The sequence below is a fragment of the Vibrio sp. Hal054 genome (assembly GCF_037162405.1).
Taxonomy (GTDB): domain Bacteria; phylum Pseudomonadota; class Gammaproteobacteria; order Enterobacterales; family Vibrionaceae; genus Vibrio; species Vibrio diazotrophicus.
Genome location: NZ_JARLUT010000001.1, coordinates 1,538,071 through 1,556,596, shown reverse-complemented (window position 1 = coordinate 1,556,596; position 18,526 = coordinate 1,538,071). Strand labels below are relative to the sequence as shown.

15 protein-coding genes are annotated in these 18,526 nt (G+C 44.4%); 12 read left to right on the top strand and 3 right to left on the bottom strand.

The features are described from left to right. Positions 1-176: 176 nt before the first annotated feature. Both P4S58_RS07115 and P4S58_RS07110 read left to right on the top strand, forming a co-directional pair. Positions 177-1,631, top strand: a complete 1,455-nt coding sequence (locus tag P4S58_RS07115) for a sigma-54-dependent transcriptional regulator (RefSeq protein ID WP_337163371.1) — start codon at positions 177-179, stop codon at positions 1,629-1,631. After that, positions 1,621-3,651, top strand: coding sequence for a sensor histidine kinase (locus P4S58_RS07110; protein ID WP_337163369.1), 2,031 nt, complete (start codon positions 1,621-1,623; stop codon positions 3,649-3,651). The genes P4S58_RS07115 and P4S58_RS07110 overlap by 11 nt, the downstream gene beginning before the upstream one ends. 87 nt (positions 3,652-3,738) lie before the next feature. Here P4S58_RS07110 and P4S58_RS07105 read toward each other — a convergent pair whose 3' ends face one another. The 3 genes from P4S58_RS07105 to fdhD form a co-directional block, all read right to left on the bottom strand. After that, positions 3,739-4,638 carry a mechanosensitive ion channel family protein gene (locus P4S58_RS07105; protein ID WP_102969007.1) on the bottom strand — a complete coding sequence of 300 codons (900 nt, stop codon included), beginning with the start codon at positions 4,636-4,638 and terminating at the stop codon, positions 3,739-3,741. A 3-nt stretch (positions 4,639-4,641) separates the two neighbouring features. Beyond that, positions 4,642-6,990, bottom strand: coding sequence for an AAA family ATPase (locus P4S58_RS07100; RefSeq protein ID WP_337163368.1), 2,349 nt, complete (start codon positions 6,988-6,990; stop codon positions 4,642-4,644). A gap of 194 nt (positions 6,991-7,184) precedes the next feature. Next, entirely contained in the window at positions 7,185-8,024 is an 840-nt protein-coding gene (gene fdhD / locus P4S58_RS07095) for a formate dehydrogenase accessory sulfurtransferase FdhD (protein WP_042482318.1), read from the bottom strand. Between the two features lie 283 nt (positions 8,025-8,307). Here fdhD and P4S58_RS07090 point away from each other — a divergent pair, with 283 nt between their 5' ends. From P4S58_RS07090 to P4S58_RS07045, 10 genes are all read left to right on the top strand, one after another. After that, positions 8,308-8,742 (top strand): DUF3305 domain-containing protein, encoded by a 435-nt coding sequence (locus P4S58_RS07090; RefSeq protein WP_174435411.1) that lies wholly within the window; start codon positions 8,308-8,310, stop codon positions 8,740-8,742. Further along, entirely contained in the window at positions 8,732-9,277 is a 546-nt protein-coding gene (locus tag P4S58_RS07085; protein WP_042482325.1) for a DUF3306 domain-containing protein, read from the top strand. The genes P4S58_RS07090 and P4S58_RS07085 overlap by 11 nt, the downstream gene beginning before the upstream one ends. 196 nt (positions 9,278-9,473) lie before the next feature. Beyond that, complete coding sequence (locus P4S58_RS07080; RefSeq protein ID WP_102964177.1) at positions 9,474-11,135, top strand: 4Fe-4S dicluster domain-containing protein; 1,662 nt, start codon at positions 9,474-9,476, stop codon at positions 11,133-11,135. Positions 11,136-11,162: 27 nt separating this feature from the next. Next, on the top strand, positions 11,163-11,759 hold the full coding sequence (locus tag P4S58_RS07075; protein ID WP_042482777.1) for a TorD/DmsD family molecular chaperone: 597 nt from the start codon (positions 11,163-11,165) through the stop codon (positions 11,757-11,759). 63 nt (positions 11,760-11,822) lie between these two features. Then, complete coding sequence (locus tag P4S58_RS07070; RefSeq protein WP_042482330.1) at positions 11,823-12,023, top strand: twin-arginine translocation signal domain-containing protein; 201 nt, start codon at positions 11,823-11,825, stop codon at positions 12,021-12,023. A 10-nt stretch (positions 12,024-12,033) separates the two neighbouring features. Continuing rightward, a complete protein-coding gene (locus P4S58_RS07065) occupies positions 12,034-14,889 on the top strand; it encodes a formate dehydrogenase subunit alpha (RefSeq protein ID WP_337163366.1) in 2,856 nt (951 codons plus the stop codon). Positions 14,890-14,900: 11 nt separating this feature from the next. Next, positions 14,901-15,509: a formate dehydrogenase FDH3 subunit beta gene (fdh3B, locus tag P4S58_RS07060; RefSeq protein ID WP_042482336.1), complete on the top strand. Its 609-nt coding sequence runs from the start codon at positions 14,901-14,903 to the stop codon at positions 15,507-15,509. Between the two features lie 6 nt (positions 15,510-15,515). Next, a complete protein-coding gene (locus P4S58_RS07055) occupies positions 15,516-16,595 on the top strand; it encodes a formate dehydrogenase subunit gamma (RefSeq protein ID WP_337163364.1) in 1,080 nt (359 codons plus the stop codon). A 4-nt stretch (positions 16,596-16,599) separates the two neighbouring features. After that, positions 16,600-17,019: a hypothetical protein gene (locus P4S58_RS07050; protein ID WP_337164528.1), complete on the top strand. Its 420-nt coding sequence runs from the start codon at positions 16,600-16,602 to the stop codon at positions 17,017-17,019. Between the two features lie 391 nt (positions 17,020-17,410). Next, positions 17,411-18,232: a hypothetical protein gene (locus P4S58_RS07045; RefSeq protein WP_337163362.1), complete on the top strand. Its 822-nt coding sequence runs from the start codon at positions 17,411-17,413 to the stop codon at positions 18,230-18,232. Positions 18,233-18,526 lie beyond the last annotated feature (294 nt).

The window sequence follows — 18,526 nt, the reverse complement described above, 5'->3', positions numbered from 1 at the left end:
ACTGGATGCCACATTTAAAACTAGGCTTTTTGTATGGGAATTAGACAATATCATGATTAATCTTACAAAATTAGGCGATAGCGCACATTTGTAGGGACAAAATGTCTCAACATGGGCACATCAGTAGTATGGTTATGTGAGTCGTTCTGTCCTAATGAATTATCGTTGAGAAACTCATGAGCAATACTATAGATTCAAAGCAAGCTCCTTTATATCAGGCGTTTTCGGTTCTTGTTGTCGATGACGAAATGGGTATGCAGGCCATTTTGAAGAAAGCCTTAAGCAAATGGTTTTCTAAAGTGGATTGTGCGAGCTCTATTGAAGAAGCGGAATTACTGCGTACCGCCAATCATTACGATTTAATCATTCTCGATATCAATTTACCTGGCCGATCTGGCATTGAATGGGAAGAAGCCTTCACCGACGAGTATCATAAAGCCGAAGTGATCTTTATGACGGGTTATGCCGACTTAGAGACAGCAATCAGAGCGCTAAAACTCGGTGCCTCAGACTTCATTCTTAAGCCATTTAACCTAGAACAGATGATGCAGGCTGTTAAACGCTGTATGGATAAATGCTTAAGTGCCCGGATGCAATATGCGTTGAAGCATGACTTTGAGCGCCATACCACAAGTCAGATTATCGGCCAGTCAGAGAAAACGAAACAACTCAAACAGCTAATCTTGCAGTTTGCCCCTTCAAGAGCTTCGGTATTGATTGAAGGTGAATCGGGAACTGGTAAGGAGTTGGTAGCGCGTGGTATTCACGAGGCCAGTGGCCGAAAAGGCCCATTTGTTCCGGTTAACTGCGGCGCAATTGCTCCTGAGTTGTTGGAAAGCGAATTGTTTGGACACACTTCAGGCGCATTTACTGGCGCGAAGAAAAGCCGTGAAGGTTTGTTCCGTGTGGCTAATGGCGGCACTCTATTTCTCGATGAAATAGGTGAAATGCCACTCACCATGCAATCTTCTTTGTTGCGAGTATTAGAGCAACGAGCCATTCGCCCTGTAGGTTCTGAAAAAGAGATAAACGTCGATGTTCGAATCGTTGCTGCGACAAACCGCAATCTGCAAAAAGAAGTCGAACATGGTCGTTTCCGAAGCGATCTCTATTACCGTCTAAACGTGCTCAAAATTGATGTCACACCTTTACGTGATCGAAAAAGTGACTTAAGAGAGTTGGTACCATTCTTTACGCAAAAACTGTGTAAAGAACTGGCAGTGCCTGTTCCGAAGTGGGCGCATGAAGATGTCAGTGCGATGAACGATTATGATTGGCCGGGTAATATCCGAGAACTGAAAAACCTTATAGAACGTTGCATCTTGCTGGGTAAGCCGCCCGCTCATTATTGGCGTGAGATGAATGGCATAGCACATCCAACGAATGTATCAGTGACGGTGTCACATGTTGCAGGCGTACCTGAGTACATTGAAAACAAAAAGCGTGATAAGGCAACGGGTTATCCTAATGCTTGGACACTTAAAGATGTAGAGCGAGCGCATATTGAACAACTGGTTTATTTCCATGAAGGAAATAAATCAGCTGCTGCGAGAGATCTTGGCGTCGCAAGAAAAACGTTAGAACGTAAGTACAAAGAGTGGGAAAGCGAAGGGACTGAAAATGTGGAATGATTTTCCGCTGTGGCGTAAATGGAAACATCGCTTTCAGACCATGGTTCGCTACCGTCTTTTGATCCTGACGTCCGTTCCCATAGGCTTTACCTTACTCGCGTTGATTGCCATTTCAGTCTATTGGTCTCTTCATTACACATGGCAAAGTACACTTGTTGATGTTGCCGAAAGACTGGGCGTTGCCAATAAATCAATTTCAATCCAACAACAGAATCAGGTGAATCGGATTCAGGCGCTAGCGGATTCTTATGAGTTTCGAGTGCGTTTGAACGGTCAGTCCATCAGTTCTGTAGACGTTTGGGTGAAAAACCAAAAACAGCGCTATCAACTCGATTTCCTGACTTTCCACCCCATTAACTCAACAGAAAATGAGGCTCACTATACTGAGCTGAGCCAAAATAAAACGTTTTTTGATGTGCTTAGTGGCGAAGAACTACACGAGCTAGAACCGAGCCTAGCGCAACGCGCAAAAGTCAAAGAATTGAGCGGAGACGCTGTCGAGAGCAGAGGTTTAGTCAGCCGCACAGTAGTGACGGTATATGACAGTAACAATAAGGTGATTGGCTTTCTTGATGGTGGTGAGCTACTGAATAACAGTAGCGGATTAATCGACGAAATTCGCGATATTGTTTATCCGTATACACACGATAAGTTAAGGCCAGTCGGTACCGTCACTTTGTTCTTGGATGATTTACGCGTCAGTACCAACGTGCCGCTCAATAGCGATGAAAGAGAAGGGCGAGCCATCGGTACCCGAGTATCAAACGAAGTGAAACAAGCCGTTCTTGGTCGTGGTGAAGACTGGATTGATCGAGCGTATGTGTACGATGCTTGGTATATCACTGCTTATCAACCGATTCGAAATCAGAATAACCAAGTAATCGGTATGCTCTATACCGGCTATTTGATGTGGCCGTTTGTCAAAACTTACCTTACCAACATCTTTGAAATCGCGGTGACAACGTTAGTACTGTTGGCATTTTCAGGTCTGTTTGTCTATCGCGGATCACGTGATCTTTTCCGACCGATTGAGCGTATACATCGTGTAGTGAAGCTTGTTCAATTGGGTAAGAACCAGCGCATTGGTCCGCTTGGATTAGATGAAAAACACGAGTTAGCACAATTGGCGAAGCAGTTTGACAACATGCTGGATCTGCTCCAGCAGAGAAATGACGAAATTCAGAACGCGGCTAACGAACTGGAAGAAAAGGTTCACTCTAGAACGACGAAGCTGAGAGAAAAAACAGAACAACTCGAACACCATATTGAATTGTTGCATACCACGCGGGACAAATTGATTGTGCACGAAAAGCTGGCGGCTCTCGGTGAGCTGACAGCGGGGATCGCCCACGAGATCAATAACCCAACCGCAGTGATTTTGGGCAACACGGAGCTAATTCAATTTGAATTAGGCGAAGAAGGCGCTCGCATAGAAGAAGAGATTCAGGCGATTTTAGAACAAGTGGATAGAATCAGAAATATTACTCGCAGTTTGCTTCAATACAGCCGACAAGGTGGTGTACAGGATGAAATTACCTGGCAGCACGTCAACCCAATCATTGAAGAAAGTATCACACTAGTTAAAACCGGCGCTAAAAAGCGAGATATTGAGTTTGTTGTCGACCTTAACGCTCGTAAGTCCGTTGAAGTCAATCGCCATCTGCTGTTGCAGATTCTGGTTAACTTACAGATGAATGCTATCCATGCCATGAATGGTAAAGGCAAACTGACAATACAGAGCAAAGACTGGTTTGAAGAAGATCGCTGTTGCGGAGCCATTATTACAATTGAAGACGAAGGGTGCGGTATTAAGCCAGAAAATCTCAAACGTATCTTTGATCCTTTCTATACCACTAAGCGTGATGGTACGGGGTTAGGATTATCGGTATCTCAAAGTATGCTCAGCCAAACTGGCGGCGAGATCAGAGTGCAGTCGGAAGTCGGTAAGGGCAGTGTATTCAGTGTTTTCCTGCCAGTTAAGGCAGACACAGACCTGATTATCGCTAAATCAGTCTCTTAATTTCGATAACGCAAAAAAGCAAAATGCCTCTATACCGAGGCATTTTGTTATCAGTCTAAAACTACCGTTTCAAACAGTAGCGAATGTCTATTGTGCGTGAATCGCAATCTTCGGTGGTTTAATTCCGTGTTGTTTGAATTCATCCATGACCCGCAAAGTAATGTCTGTCTCAAACAGCTTCTCATACGCTGTATCCACCACATAAGCTTTACAGGTTAGCTGAACCGCCAAATAGTTATCCGTAATGGTCTGCTTAACCAATACAGTGACAGGTTTGGGTAAATGAATGTAACGACTGGAAGAGGCGGCTTCTTGGATAAGGTTTCTCGCTAAAACGATGTCTTCATCCATACCGATATAAAATGGAATCACCACCTGCATATCTAGGGCTCCATAGTTACCACTGACGGCCACTTCGTTTAAGAACTTGTTATTTGGGATGGTAATAATGTCGTCTGAGAGAGTACGCATACGGACAGAACGCAAGCCAATGGTGATGATGTCGCCATAATGCCCCTCAAATGTGACGCGGTCACCAACTTGAAACGGGCGGTCAATCATAACCGTCATTCCAGCGATAAACGATGCTGCCAAGTCTTTTAAAGCAAAGCCCACAGACACCGCTAAGGTACCGCCGATTAAAGCTAAAATATGGTCATTGATCCTGAAGCTAAGGACAAACACCACCACACCAGCACCCATGTAAATAAAGAACTGGAGAAACGACTGGAGCTTTTGCAGCAACATGCGATATTGCGCAAACTGACTGCCAATCGTCTCAACTAATGAGCTCATGAACTTCAGCAACAGCCAAGTGGCAGCAATGATCAGAATAGAGAATAGTACGCCGCTCCATCGGACTAAGCTGGCGATCTGTTGAAAGCTCTCCGCGTTAACGGACTCTTCACTCGCATAACTTGGCAATGCGAGGCAGAGTAAAACTAAAACAATAAAACGTGAAAATATGTGAGTAGTACTTTTCTTCATTGTTTATTTCACCAGTAAATGTTGGCGATCGAGAACATTGGTAATCGTGCGATACCAGTGATCAGAAACACGCGCTTTATCTTCTGCCCATTCCAAATATCCGCGACTTTGGAAATAACGCACGATACCAATGACTTCAGCAATACTTAGCTGAGTACACTTGGACAACTCTTCACTAGAAGCGACCTCAAGCTGCACGATAGAACGTAGAACGGCCAACATAGGTTTAGGCATCTGTTCCAGATCTTGCGAGTCAGGAACATGGAACAAATTGACATTAACCACTCCCGTTTCTTTATTGCGGTTCAAAGAACGGCGGAAGAATCGCAACGCAACCGTAGGGTTACCGTCGGAATAGTGCCAAAGAATGCGGTAAAAACCTTGTTTCGCACGTTCGTCATCACTGGAATCATCTTGATCCCATTGACGGGGTACCACAAGTCCTTCAAAACTGACAGGCGATTCAATCTCTCGGTTAATCCGGCTATCAAGCAGGTTTACCATCTGTTTCTCATTCCAGCGAGGAAGAACCGTAACCCAGTCAAACAACAGACGTTCACCACGCGCTCTGTCGACGAAGCGCCAGTTCGATTTCTCGATGGCCATAATCACACGGTGATTTTTCTTAGAGCGACGAAGTAGGTTGGTGAGTTTCATTAAACTGTTTAGTCCACCGACCATAGGTTTTACCAAACGTTGAGCGTTATCTATGGCAATCAGATAGGTTTGTTCACTCTTACGCAAATGGGAAAGAATTTGAATCTCGGATGACTCCGCTTCTAAACCTAAGCTTAACGCCAGTAATTCAAGCAGTTCTGCGTAGCCTGAATACGGACAGTTCAGATACAAAGGCTCAGCATTCTTTACCTTATGCAGCAAGGTATAAAGTAAAGTTGTGGTGCCAATACCACGTTCACCCGTAACAACGCAGATTGCCGGACTGTCGGTCAGTAGGTAGCGGGACAACTGCTTTATTTCGTCAGCGGCATAATCTATCAGTTCGCTATCCATAGACCCCGGTAGAATATACTCAAAAGCTTCATCACCTTTGATACGGACGTGGTTATGGTCAGATGAAATACTTTCATTCTGTTTAGCCACTTCGATTCTAAACAGATAAGCAAGTGCCTGACTGAAGAAAGTGTAGTTTGAAAGCGCTGCAATAAGTCGGTATTGCAACGTATGCATTAACAGCCACGCTAGGGTAATGGTGGTGGCGAACACTCTGACGGCGAACGCATCTTTCTTACTTATGGTCCAGTTAACCCAAAGCGGTCTGTCTGAAGCCTTTTCCGCATACGCGAAAATACGTTCACGCCACAGGTTTAGCACCGACACGATCATGACAAAGAACCATGCATACATGGTATTGAGAATCCAGTAATAGATGGTTCCTTTACCCAATGTGCGCATAGAAAGCTGGAGAATCACACCCGTAATGATCACCGTCCAAACAATGCGGCGAATAGTGCTGAGCCTTAACGCCATTAGCGCCTTATTCGAGGTATGACTGGTTCTGTAGGTAAATTCCAGAATCAAGCTGACGGCGATAGAACCGCCCCAGATCCACCAAATGAAAATTTCGAGATAGACGAGGTGCTGCAAACTCTTAATTTCCGCAAGTACTTGCAGTGAGAAAGTTATCGCAATCAGCCACGCTATAGCTTTGTTTGCCTTGCTGGCATACCAGACAATACGCGCCCAAAGCGAAGGTTCTGATTTGTCTTTTAAATAGGTGTTACGAAACAGTTCAATGAGTCTCTTGCTGTGTCTCAGCCACCACACCAATAAAAAGTAGATAAACAGAACCTTACACACCGACCAAATAAAAGGTACAGGGGATATCAGCAAATCATCGATAAGGGATTGAAAACTGCGTATCTGGAAATAAAACAGGTATTCGGCGCTCAGTTGAGCCACTTTCCATTCCTGTATGAACTGAAGAACTCCAGTCGGGCCAAATCCGGTAACTTCTGCTCTGGTGTGTTCATCCGCCAAACGAAGTAACTGTTGCTTTGAATGGGTTAAACTCACCTGAGTGAGATAGCTTTGCTCCAAGTTAAACCAATTGAAGTCATCATCTTGATTGCGATAGGCAACTAAAGCCTGTGAGAAATTATTAATGTTATTCGATTGAAGAGAGAGTGTTGAATGCAACAGTCTAGAGACCTCAAGATATTCATTTTGTGTCATGAACAAAGAGTCTGGCAGTTTTTTAATCTGCTGCTCGATCTCTAAAGCATTGTTGTTCGCTGTTGGCGTTGTGTTGATATTATTCACATCCCATTCGGCATGGGCTGCTTGTCCACTCACTAGCCAAAACATCAAAAAAAGACGTAACAAATTTTGCATATGCGTTATCGTTAAAGTAAGCCATTGATTTCATAAAACAGTGTAGATCGTATATCCGGTTTTAGATACAGATATCCAGACTAAAAAATGCAATCAAAATAACGCAGTATCAAATCTGATACGCCCTTGTATGTAAGGTTGTATAAAGAGTTTTTACTTTTTAGGATGAGTCATTTGTTGAGCAATTGAATCCATTAGTCGGATTCATCGGCCAAATGACCTTTAACATCAAATTCTATTTTCTCAACGCCACTGTAGACCTGAAAACGACGTCCTTTCGCTCGAGCAATAGTGGTAATACCAAACTGATGAGCAAGCTCTAATCCCATTTGTGTCACCCCAGAACGAGATAACAAAACAGGTATGCCCATTTGAGCCACTTTGATCACCATCTCTGAGGTTAATCTTCCGGTGGTGTAGAAGATTTTGTCATCACCGCTTTCACCTTGAAGCCACATTTCACCCGCCAAAGTATCAACTGCATTATGACGACCAACATCTTCGACAAAAGAAAGCACAGAGTTACCTTGGCAAACAGCACAGCCATGAACAGCTCCTGCCGCCTTGTAAGTATCATTGTGATGGGTGAGTGCTTCGAGCGCGTCGTAAATTTCAGACTGTTTAATTTCAGTTTGAGGAACTTTGTAACCTTCCAATTGCTTCATGACGTTGCCGTACATAGTTCCCTGACCACAGCCCGAAGTAACGGTCTTTTTCTTTAATGCGGGTTCTAAATGTTCTAGCGATTCTTTGGTGACAATGGCTGCGGTATTGGTTTCCCAGTCAATAATAACTGACTCAAGCGCTTCAGGATCGTTAAGAAAACTTTGGTTCTTGAGGTAGCCTAAGACAAGTGCTTCAGGGCGGGATCCTAATGTCATCAAGGTGACTATCTCTTTCCAGTTAAGCATGACCGTTAACGGGCGCTCACAGGCGATAGATTTAGTTAAGCGCTCACCATATTCGTCAAAAACTTCAACTTCGATAGTTTGAAATGGGTTTTCACTGGTTTTTATGATTTTCGGTTGTGCCACGTGAGATTCCTGATGGAGTGATCGGAGAACAACGAAACAGCAAGTTTCATTCCATTGCTTTGTTTATTGCGTCGATTAGGACATTTTCATCATTTAACCGCAAATTTATGCGACATTTAACCCATGACATTCGCAAATTTCCAACTAGGCTTGAGTCAATGGCTCAATATTTGCTTTGTGTCACCTTAAATAACACTAACAACATATACTAAAACAAGAATTGATTAGGTTTCTTATGTCAGAAAAACAAATACAAGCTCAACCTCTTGTAGCTAAACAAACGATGGCAAAAACCGAAAACAGTTGGCCGATTAGCTGTCGCTTAAAAGAACATGAGATTACTGCCGGAATGTGGGTAACAACCCAATGGCAGTTACTTGGCTTTGATCTAACCGTAGACGAGAACTCACAGCATGTTGCGACGCTAGAGTTATATCGAGACGAGCGTACAGACTATCGCTTTAACCTCAGCTCCAAAAGTCCAAAATTGTTTTTGATTTTAGAACAGCCAGAAGATGGCGAAACACCAAAAATCATCCGTTTAATCGCCTCGCAAAGTGTCGCGGGTCAGTATATGGATGGAGAGTATTTGGTGTTGTCGAACGACATGCCATTACCAGTGCAAGCTTGGATGGAAGCCTTTATCGGCAGACACGGCGAACTGTTAGAAGTGCGTGGTAAGAAGCGTAAAGGCGCGGGGAGGTCTAGTGGTCAATGATTCATTCTTAACGCGCTGGTCAAAACGCAAGCTTGAGGGAGAGAAAGACGCTCAGGTAGAAGACGCGAAGACAGGATTGGAAGCTGATTCAATTAACTCTGATGCTGCCATTGACCTTACAAGCGAAGACAGATCAGACGAAAACCTATCTTCAGATGTTGAAGCATTACAAGAGGGTAGCGAACCTAAATCACTTGCCTCATTACTGACTTCGGAAGCCGATAAAGACATTAAAAAAGCCGCGCTACGTAAGCTATTTTTCGGCGGCGAGTTTAGTGAAGTGTGCCGAATGAACGACTACGCTCAGGACTTCAGTGCTCTCAAACCTCTTTCACCGGAAGTTGCGAAAACATTGAGAGGATGGTTGAAAGAGTCGACCGAAAACCCTGAGCAACAGGAAGAGTTTGAGTCTGAACAGCCAGAGCTGCTTGCGCAGCATAGTGAGGTGGAAGAGGGTGAGCAAACGGAAGAAACAGCATTAGAGACCCATACTGAACTCTCTGATTTAGAAGGTGAGACAAAAAATACCATATAAATCATAGGTACATTTTGACTAAACGGTAAGTTAGCAGTTGGGACAAATTGTCCCACAAGATAATAATGCCCTTAATTAGCTTAGTGTTATCCTTGTATCTTGTTGTAAATATTGAAAAGTTTTCTTGGAACGCTATTTGCTAATGTAGGTTCATATCCAGATAAAAAGTGTGTGGATAAACACTGGAAGCGAGCAAATGCTAAAACAATACTTACAACAATCGACTTCGCAAAATGGAATCGCGCGGTACTCTGCCATTGAAAATACCGTCGAATTATCTAACCTCATTCCTCCCACGGTGAGTTATGAGTCCTCTGGCGATACTCTGATTATTGGGCCTACCAGTCTGATTGAACGTATCGCAGAACAATTACCTCAAGTTCAATCTGTTTCTTTGCTCTCCATAGATGGGGAAAAGGGCAAAGAAGCCAATATCTACTTTGCAGATAGCGTTCAAATTAGTGGATACCTCGGCAGTTTTGATGTGCTGGTACAAAACCATGGTGTCACAACCAGCCTTTCAAAAGTCGCTATAGGAAAAGATTCGTTCGATATCATCCTTGATATGTCTCTGAATGGCGTCATGACGGAAGAAGTTCCTGTTCCGGGGTATTTCCCTGTAGGGCGAGGTTATCCAAAACTGGCTGACGCACTTGAGCAAATCCCAAATTTGGTCGGCACTTTTGATAAACCTAAATATTTCCGACTTGATACCGATTTATGCGCGCACAGTTCACGCGGTGTAAAAGGTTGTGAACGCTGTGTGGATGCCTGTCCTGCGGGTGCGTTATCAAGCGAAGGTTCAGACAAAACAGGTCATAGAATTGAGATTAACCCTTATCTATGCCAAGGCGTCGGAACTTGTGCCACCGCTTGTCCTACCGAAGCTATTCATTACGCATTACCCACACCTAAAGAGACACAAAAGTTTATCGAACGTTTGCTTAAAAACTATTTTCAAGCGGGCGGTGAAAAACCTGTCGTTCTGATTTGTAGCTCAGAACATGAGACGTATAACCTGATGGCGTTAAAGGCACTACCAGAAAACGTTATTCCAGTGACGGTCGATGAACTGCCATCTGTCGGTATTGATACTTGGTTTGCCGCATTAACCAATGGAGCGACTCAAGTTCTTTTTGCTGCCAGTCGTCGAATGCCGAAAACCATTCAACGTATTCTGGAACAAGAAGTCGCAACCGCTCAAACATTGCTTTCTCAGTTAGGCCTAGCGAAAGAGACAATAAACATCCTCTACTTAGAGTCGCTTCGCGAAGGGGCTCCAAACCTAATCACCGACGATCTTCAATTACGTTTAGGTGAGTTAGAAGGGAACAAGCGTGCCCGTCTATTTACCTCGCTTGATGCACTTGCTGAACAATTCAACATCGAGAAAGTGGCGCAGCCATTAGAAGCCTCTTCAGTTTACGGCGCGATAGAGTGTTCAACCAAAGACTGTACTTTATGTATGGGATGCGTTGCTGTGTGTCCAACAAGAGCGCTTCATCATGAAGGTGATATTCCGGGGATTAAGTTTGTTGAACAAGACTGCGTTCAATGTGGCTTGTGTATCAAAGCTTGTCCTGAAAATGCTCTAACAAGTGTTAAGCAAATGAACTGGGATAAAGCAGCACGTCAATCGGCGATCACGCTCCATCAGGAAGAACCAGCGAAATGTCTGCGCTGCCATAAGCCATTCGCCCCTCAATCTATGATCACTATGTTGCAGAATAAGTTACAAGGTCACTCACACTTTGCTACTGCTGAAGCTTTGAACCGTATTGCTATGTGTGAAGACTGCCGTGTGATTGATGTATTTGAGTCTATGGCTAACGACCCAGAACAACAGCTGAGATATTAGGAGAAGGAAATGGAACAGGCACAATCAATGCGTTCAGATATCTATCTGTTATTGGCGACGCTATTTCGCCAAGCGCCTAGCAAAGAACTGCTCGATTTTCTCTCTGAGTTAGAGTTTGAAGACAACGGTACGCCTATGGCTCAGGCTTGGTCTGAAATCGTTCATGCGTCTAAGAATGCTAATGTTGAGCAACTTGAAGATGAGTACCAAGAACTGTTTATCGGTATTGGTCGGGGTGAAGTCGTACCTTTTGCATCTTGGCATTTAACTGGCTCGCTAATGGAAAAGCCTTTGGCGGAAATTCGTACACATTTAAGTCAGCTAGGTTTAGAGCGAAGTGAAAATGTGAAAGAGCCTGAAGATCATATTTCAGCGCTTTGCGAAACCATGGCGTATTTGTGCGAACAGCCGGAATCCGTTCAACAATCATTTTTCAATCGTCATTTAGCGCCTTGGTATGAACGTCTTGCTGTTCAAATTACCGAAGCGCAACACACCCGTTATTACCATGCAGTTGCCACCTTAATGCGTGCATTTTTGTCCTTAGAAAATGTGTCATTTACCGAGGCAAAGGTAAGTAAACGTAATACTCACAAAATAGAAGTAAAGAACCTGACTGAATAAGCGCGTAAAGCGCTTTCAGACTTACCTTGTTGGCAACAATAGGGACGAGATAAGGAAGCAATGATGAAAAAACAACAACAAGACATCGATAAAAGCAGACGTGACCTGCTCAAAGGACTTGGAACTGCCGCGGTTGCTGGCGCTGTAGGCGCAACAGTTTCTCAAAGTGTCAGTGCGCAAGAACCGTCTTTGAATGTACCTACAACTAAAAAAGAAGGTTATCACGAGACACAACACATTCGTGATTACTACGACACGCTATAGGAGCTCGCAGATGAGACTAACTAAACGTTCTGATAACGTAACAAAAGAAAAGAATCAGCTCGGGATTAGCCGTCGTGCCTTCATGAAAAACAGCTCTTTAGCTGCTGGTGGTGCTGTTGTCGGTGCAAGTCTGTTTGCTCCGGGAATGATCAAAAAGGCGCAAGCGGAAGAAGTTGATCGCAATGCCAAAACTGAAGTGAAGCGAACCATCTGTTCTCACTGTTCTGTGGGTTGTGGTATCTACGCTGAAGTTCAAAATGGCGTTTGGACAGGTCAGGAACCCGCATTTGACCACCCATTTAACGCTGGTGGACACTGTGCAAAAGGTGCAGCTCTTCGTGAACATGGCCATGGTGAGCGTCGTCTGAAATACCCGATGAAACTCGAAAACGGTAAATGGAAAAAGATCTCATGGGATCAAGCCATTAACGAAATCGGCGACAATGTTCTGAAAATCCGTGAAGAGTCAGGTCCTGATTCTGTTTACTGGCTTGGCAGCGCGAAACACAGCAACGAACAAGCGTATCTGTTCAGAAAAATGGCTTCGCTATGGGGTACCAATAACGTTGACCACCAAGCGCGTATTTGTCACTCGACAACAGTAGCCGGTGTAGCAAACACTTGGGGCTACGGAGCCATGACCAACTCTTTTAACGATATGCATAACAGCAAATCGATTCTGTTCATTGGTTCTAACCCTGCGGAAGCTCACCCCGTGGCGATGCAACATATCTTAATCGCCAAAGAGAAGAACAACTGTAAGATTGTTGTCGCTGACCCAAGACGTACCCGTACTGCGGCAAAAGCGGATCATTTCGTCGCTTTGCGCCCAGGTACTGACGTGGCATTTATCTGGGGTTTGCTATGGCACATATTTAATAACCAGTGGGAAGATAAAGAATTCATTCGTCAGCGTGTATTCGGTATGGATGAAATTCGCGCTGAAGTGGCGAAATGGAACCCTAAAGAGGTTGAGCGCGTTACAGGTGTGAGCGAAGAAGACGTTTATCACACGGCGAAATTGCTATCAGAAAACCGTCCTGGTTGTGTGGTCTGGTGCATGGGTGGTACTCAGCACACCACAGGTAACAACAACACTCGCGCATACTGTGTACTTGAACTGGCTCTTGGAAACCTAGGCAAATCTGGTGGCGGTGCAAATATCTTCCGTGGTCACGATAACGTTCAAGGAGCAACCGACCTAGGCGTACTTTCTCATACTCTTCCGGGTTACTACGGCTTACTTGATGGTTCTTGGAAGCATTGGGCTCGCGTGTGGGATATCGATTTCGAGTGGATTAAAAATCGATTCGACCAGAAAGAGTATCGAGGTCACAAGCCAATGAACAATATGGGTATTCCTGTATCGCGTTGGATTGATGGCGTGCTCGAAGACAAATCTAATATCGAGCAGAACGACAACATTCGCGCCATGTTCTACTGGGGCCATGCTGTAAACTCGCAAACTCGTGGCGTTGAAATGAGAAAAGCGATGAAGAAATTGGACATGATGGTCATTGTCGACCCATATCCAACGGTCGCAGCGGTGATGAACGACCGTACTGATGGTGTTTATCTGCTTCCAGCAACCACTCAGTTTGAAACTTACGGCAGTGTGACGGCATCTAACCGATCTATTCAGTGGCGTGACCAAGTCATTGAACCATTGTTTGATTCAAAACCAGACCACGAAATCATGTATTTGCTTTCAAGCAAGCTGGGTTTCGCAGATCAGCTGTTTAAGCACATTAAAGTCGAAAATAACCAACCCGTCATTGAAGACATCACTCGTGAATTTAATAAAGGGATGTGGACGGTTGGCTATACAGGACAAAGTCCGGAGCGCTTGAAAGCGCATCAACAAAACTGGCACACCTTCCATAAAACAACGCTTTCAGCCGAGGGTGGACCAGTAAACGGTGAAACCTACGGCTTGCCTTGGCCATGTTGGGGCACACCAGAGATGAAACACCCAGGCACTCATATTCTTTATGACACGTCCAAAACTGTTGCAGAAGGTGGCGGTAATTTCCGTGCTCGTTACGGTGTCGAGTTCGAAGGCAAAAACCTACTTGCTGAAGATAGCTTCTCAAAAGGAAGTGAAATCGAAGACGGATATCCAGAGTTTAGCGCGAAGCTACTGCAACATCTTGGTTGGTGGGACGATCTTACCCCTGAAGAGAAAGCAGAAGCAGAAGGTAAGAACTGGAAAACCGATCTGTCTGGCGGCATTCAGCGTGTGGCAATCAAGCATGGCTGTATTCCGTTTGGTAACGCGAAAGCGCGCACCATTGTATGGGAGTTCCCAGACCGTGTGCCGCTTCACCGTGAGCCTTTATACACACCACGCCGAGATTTGATTGCGGATTATCCGACTTGGGATGATGCAGAGTCTATCTATCGTCTACCAACCCTTTATAAATCCATTCAGGATCAGGATAAGTCGAAAGAATACCCAATCATTCTGACTTCTGGTCGTTTGGTTGAGTATGAAGGTGGCGGTGATGAGACACGTTCAAACCCATGGCTAGCAGAGCTTCAACAAGAGATGTTTGTTGAGGTCAACCCTAAAGATGCCAACGATTTAGGCTTCAAAGATGGCGATATGGTTTGGGTTGAAGGCGCGGAGAAAGGGCGCATTCACGTTAAAGCTATGGTGACTCGTCGTGTACGTCCGGGAATGGCATTCATTCCGTTCCACTTCGGCGGTAAGTTCCAAGGTGAAGACCTAAGAGGCAGGTACCCAGAAGGTACTCAGCCATATGTTGTTGGCGAGTCAGCGAACATTGCAACCACTTACGGTTACGATCCAACGACTCAGATGCAAGAAACGAAAGTCACACTATGTAACATCCGTAAAGCGTAAGGAGCACCGCGATGGCTAGAATGAAATTCCTATGTGACACCAAGCGCTGCATCGAATGCAACGGTTGTGTGACTGCATGTAAAAACGAAAACGACGACGCATTAGAGTGGGGTATCCAACGTCGACGCGTTGTAACACTTAACGATGGTGAGCCGGGTGAAAACTCGATCTCTGTTGCGTGTATGCACTGTACCGATGCACCGTGTATGGCAGTTTGCCCAGCAGACTGTTTCGTACACACGGAAGACGGTATTGTTCTGCACAACAAAGATCTATGTATCGGTTGTGGCTACTGCCTGTTCGCTTGCCCCTTCGGTGCACCACAATTTCCTAAACAAACTGCATTTGGAGAGCGTGGAAAAATGGACAAATGTACTTTCTGTGCAGGTGGTCCTGAAACGGAAGTGGGTTCTGAAGAAGAGCGTAAAAAATACGGTGCGAACCGCATTGCGGAAGGCAAACTTCCAATGTGTGCTTCACTGTGTTCAACCAAAGCGCTTATGGCAGGGGATGCTGAGACAGTTTCAGATATCTTCCGTCAACGTGTTGTTGAGCGTGGTGCAAAAGGTGCTGGCTGGACCAATGGTGAAGATCTTTCTTATGACGCAACAAGGAGCTAGTAGCCTATGCGAAATTTAATTGTTCGCGCTGCTGGTCGAGTGCTGCCTTTACTGGCAGCACTGCTGTGCTTGGCTTTTCCGCCTGCGTTTGCAGAAGAAGGTGGCAAAGCCGTAAATGGCAAGGCAGATGTTGCGCAGAGTGAGATGAGCCAACTTGCTGGTGCTGATTACTGGCGACAAGTTCGTCAAGGTGTGTCTGGATATACTACCTCTGAGTCTCCTGAGCATGGTGTTCTGATCAGTAAACCGGGCGAGACATGGTTTATTTTGAAAGAAAAATGGATGTCTCCAGCGGGTGCTGTCGCGATTTTCGGCAGTATTGCTTTGGTTATTCTGGCGTACGTGATTGTTGGCCCAATCATGTTGAGCAAACCAAGAACTGGGAGAAAGTTAAATCGCTGGTCGCGACTAGATAGGGCGCTGCATTGGTCTATGGCGTTTACTTTCCTAACGCTGGCGTTCAGTGGTTTGATGCTAGTTTATGGTAAGCATTTTTTGAAACCGTACATCCCAACTGACTTATGGGGTTATATCGTTTTCGCCGCAAAACAGTATCACAACTATGTAGGGCCACTGTTCTTTGTGCTGTTGGTGTTTATCCTGCTCAAATGGTGGCGTAAATCGCTGTTTACTAAAGTGGATGTTCAATGGGCAATGAAACTGGGTGGAATGGTCGGTAAGCATAAAGGTACACATCCATCAGCTGGGTTCTCTAATGCTGGTGAAAAAGCAGTTTACTGGTTGTTGATTGTGTTTGGTGCCTTCGCTGCTGTGAGTGGTTTGTTCCTTGATTTCCCTATCTTTGGTCAAACTCGTCGCGATATGGAGATGTCTAACCTTGTCCACATGTTCTCGGCACTGATTTTAATCTGTGGTTTCGTGTTCCATATCTATATTGGTCTGTTTGGTATGGAAGGCGCATTAGAAGGCATGGTGACGGGTAAAGTCGATGAAACTTGGGCTAAAGAGCATCACGATTTATGGTATGAGGAAATGAAAGCCAAAGGAGAAATTGAAGAAGCGGATGCCGTTTCCAACAAGACTCAATCTCCACCGATGGGGGAGCCAATGCATGACAAGCGCTAATACTATGCAAGCTTCGGATAACAAGTCAGTGTGGTTCGTTTACATCGCTAATTTGTTAACTCCGTTTACCTGTCTAATCTCCGGCGTTATCGGCATTATTTATGCCGGATATCGTCTGGATAAAAACGAGGATGGGGAAGTCGCAAATTCTCACTACTATGGTTTGATCCGCAGCTTCTTCCTCTTTTTGACTTTCTTTGTGGTATTGATTGTCACTGTCGCCACTACCAACGGGCTGATCATGGGCGTTAATCGTTACTGGTATGCACATTCATGGTTAACGACCGTTGGTGGCGCTATTCCCTATGTCGGAGCATTAATCGCTTTGTTTGCTATTTCACTTTGGTTTGTGCGAATGATTAAAGGGATGCAGCAGTTGAGAAACAATATTCCTCATGCGCCCTCTAAGGGGCCAAACTTATAAAACTGATTGGAAATTCTCACAGAGAGTCAGAATGACATGAGTGAATTATCAAACGGTTAATTAGGTAAATCAGAATGGGCGAAAATAGTTTTTCTTACTCAAATCAGAATGAACATTTTCGCACCATTCATACCGTGTACTATTGTATCGCTTAGGACAATTTACTTCTGGTAAATACTTAGGGGATTCCCTTCGTGATTTCATGTATACAAAGCATTGCCAGTATCAATCACCGTAAACACGGTTTTGCCCCGTTGTTTGCCAGCCTAAGATTCAGGACTCATTTCTCTTGTCATGATTTGACCTATTTTGTCTAATAACTAAATATGTATTTAGTTTTATATGGAATGTGTCTAGTTAAAAGATACTGTTAGGCTTAAAGGAGGGAACCGTGACCAGTACTAACGTTGAAAGATCGGAAGAATTTATTATTCATGATTTGGCTGTGTTGAGTGGAAGTGACAAATGGAAAAAATACTGTCGCGTCACCGCTAATGCAATGAGTGTTATACCTTGGGTAGGCAGTATTTTAGCATCTGGTGCGGCTGCTCACGGAGAGAAAAGCCAAGGGCAAGTAAATTCACTCTATGAAGAGTGGCTGAAAGTCCACAAAGTAAAAATCGAACAGTTAGCACAATCCCTCGATGAGGTTACTGAACGGTTAGAATCGATTCCTGAAGAATTAGAAGAACGAATTCAAAGTGAAGAATATTTAGGACTAGTGCGACGTGCGTTTAGGTCTTGGGATAGTTCTGATACAGCAGAAAAAAGGCAGTATGTCGTAAATTTAATTTCCAACGCAGCAGCCTCAAATCTATGTCCTGACGATCAAATTAGGTTGTTTAATGATTGGCTTGATACTTATCATGAAATTCACTTTAAGGTTATTCGATCTATTTATCAGCAACCTGGCGTGACGCGGTTAGGTATTTGGCAGTCAGTAAGCGATATTATGCCTCGAGAAGATAGTGCAGAAGCTGACCTATTTAAGTTACTGATCAGGGATTTAAGCACTGGTGGTGTTATTCGCCAGTTTAGACCTACAAACATGCAAGGGCAGTTTGTAAAGCAAACTAGAGCTACAAAGCGTTCAGGATCTGGCAGCAACACAATGGAATCGGCGTTTGAAAATACAAAACAATATCAGCTTACTGAACTCGGTTCGCAGTTCGTTCACTATACAATGAACCAAGTTGTAAAAAGGCTGGAATAACAAGGCGCTCAAGGCGGACTATTAACGCTTGGCGGTTTTGTGTTGAAATCGACTAGTGTGTTTACGGTTATTATATTAGGTTCAGTGGATTTGCGTTATCAGCCACTTAGCTTAGCGTTATATTTTTTATGCAACAACGAGGGTAAAGCGATCACATGGACGCATTGTTTAAAAAACTAGATAGGTTAGATTTACCGTATCATAACGTCAGTAGTCGATAAGAGTAGGGCTGTGATTAATTAACCAGCCCCCACCCCCATCAATCTCATTCAGCCCTCTTAAGCTTAACCTTAA

Excerpts from the sequence above, each read along its gene's own strand:
- P4S58_RS07115 (WP_337163371.1), top strand. The coding sequence starts at position 177 with ATGAGCAATACTATAGATTCAAAGCAAGCTCCTTTATATCAGGCGTTT.
- P4S58_RS07110 (WP_337163369.1), top strand. The coding sequence starts at position 1,621 with ATGTGGAATGATTTTCCGCTGTGGCGTAAATGGAAACATCGCTTTCAG.
- P4S58_RS07105 (WP_102969007.1), bottom strand. The coding sequence starts at position 4,638 with ATGAAGAAAAGTACTACTCACATATTTTCACGTTTTATTGTTTTAGTT.
- P4S58_RS07100 (WP_337163368.1), bottom strand. The coding sequence starts at position 6,990 with ATGCAAAATTTGTTACGTCTTTTTTTGATGTTTTGGCTAGTGAGTGGA.
- P4S58_RS07090 (WP_174435411.1), top strand. The coding sequence starts at position 8,308 with ATGGCAAAAACCGAAAACAGTTGGCCGATTAGCTGTCGCTTAAAAGAA.
- P4S58_RS07080 (WP_102964177.1), top strand. The coding sequence starts at position 9,474 with ATGCTAAAACAATACTTACAACAATCGACTTCGCAAAATGGAATCGCG.
- P4S58_RS07075 (WP_042482777.1), top strand. The coding sequence starts at position 11,163 with ATGCGTTCAGATATCTATCTGTTATTGGCGACGCTATTTCGCCAAGCG.
- P4S58_RS07070 (WP_042482330.1), top strand. The coding sequence starts at position 11,823 with ATGAAAAAACAACAACAAGACATCGATAAAAGCAGACGTGACCTGCTC.
- P4S58_RS07065 (WP_337163366.1), top strand. The coding sequence starts at position 12,034 with ATGAGACTAACTAAACGTTCTGATAACGTAACAAAAGAAAAGAATCAG.
- fdh3B (WP_042482336.1), top strand. The coding sequence starts at position 14,901 with ATGGCTAGAATGAAATTCCTATGTGACACCAAGCGCTGCATCGAATGC.
- P4S58_RS07055 (WP_337163364.1), top strand. The coding sequence starts at position 15,516 with ATGCGAAATTTAATTGTTCGCGCTGCTGGTCGAGTGCTGCCTTTACTG.
- P4S58_RS07050 (WP_337164528.1), top strand. The coding sequence starts at position 16,600 with ATGCAAGCTTCGGATAACAAGTCAGTGTGGTTCGTTTACATCGCTAAT.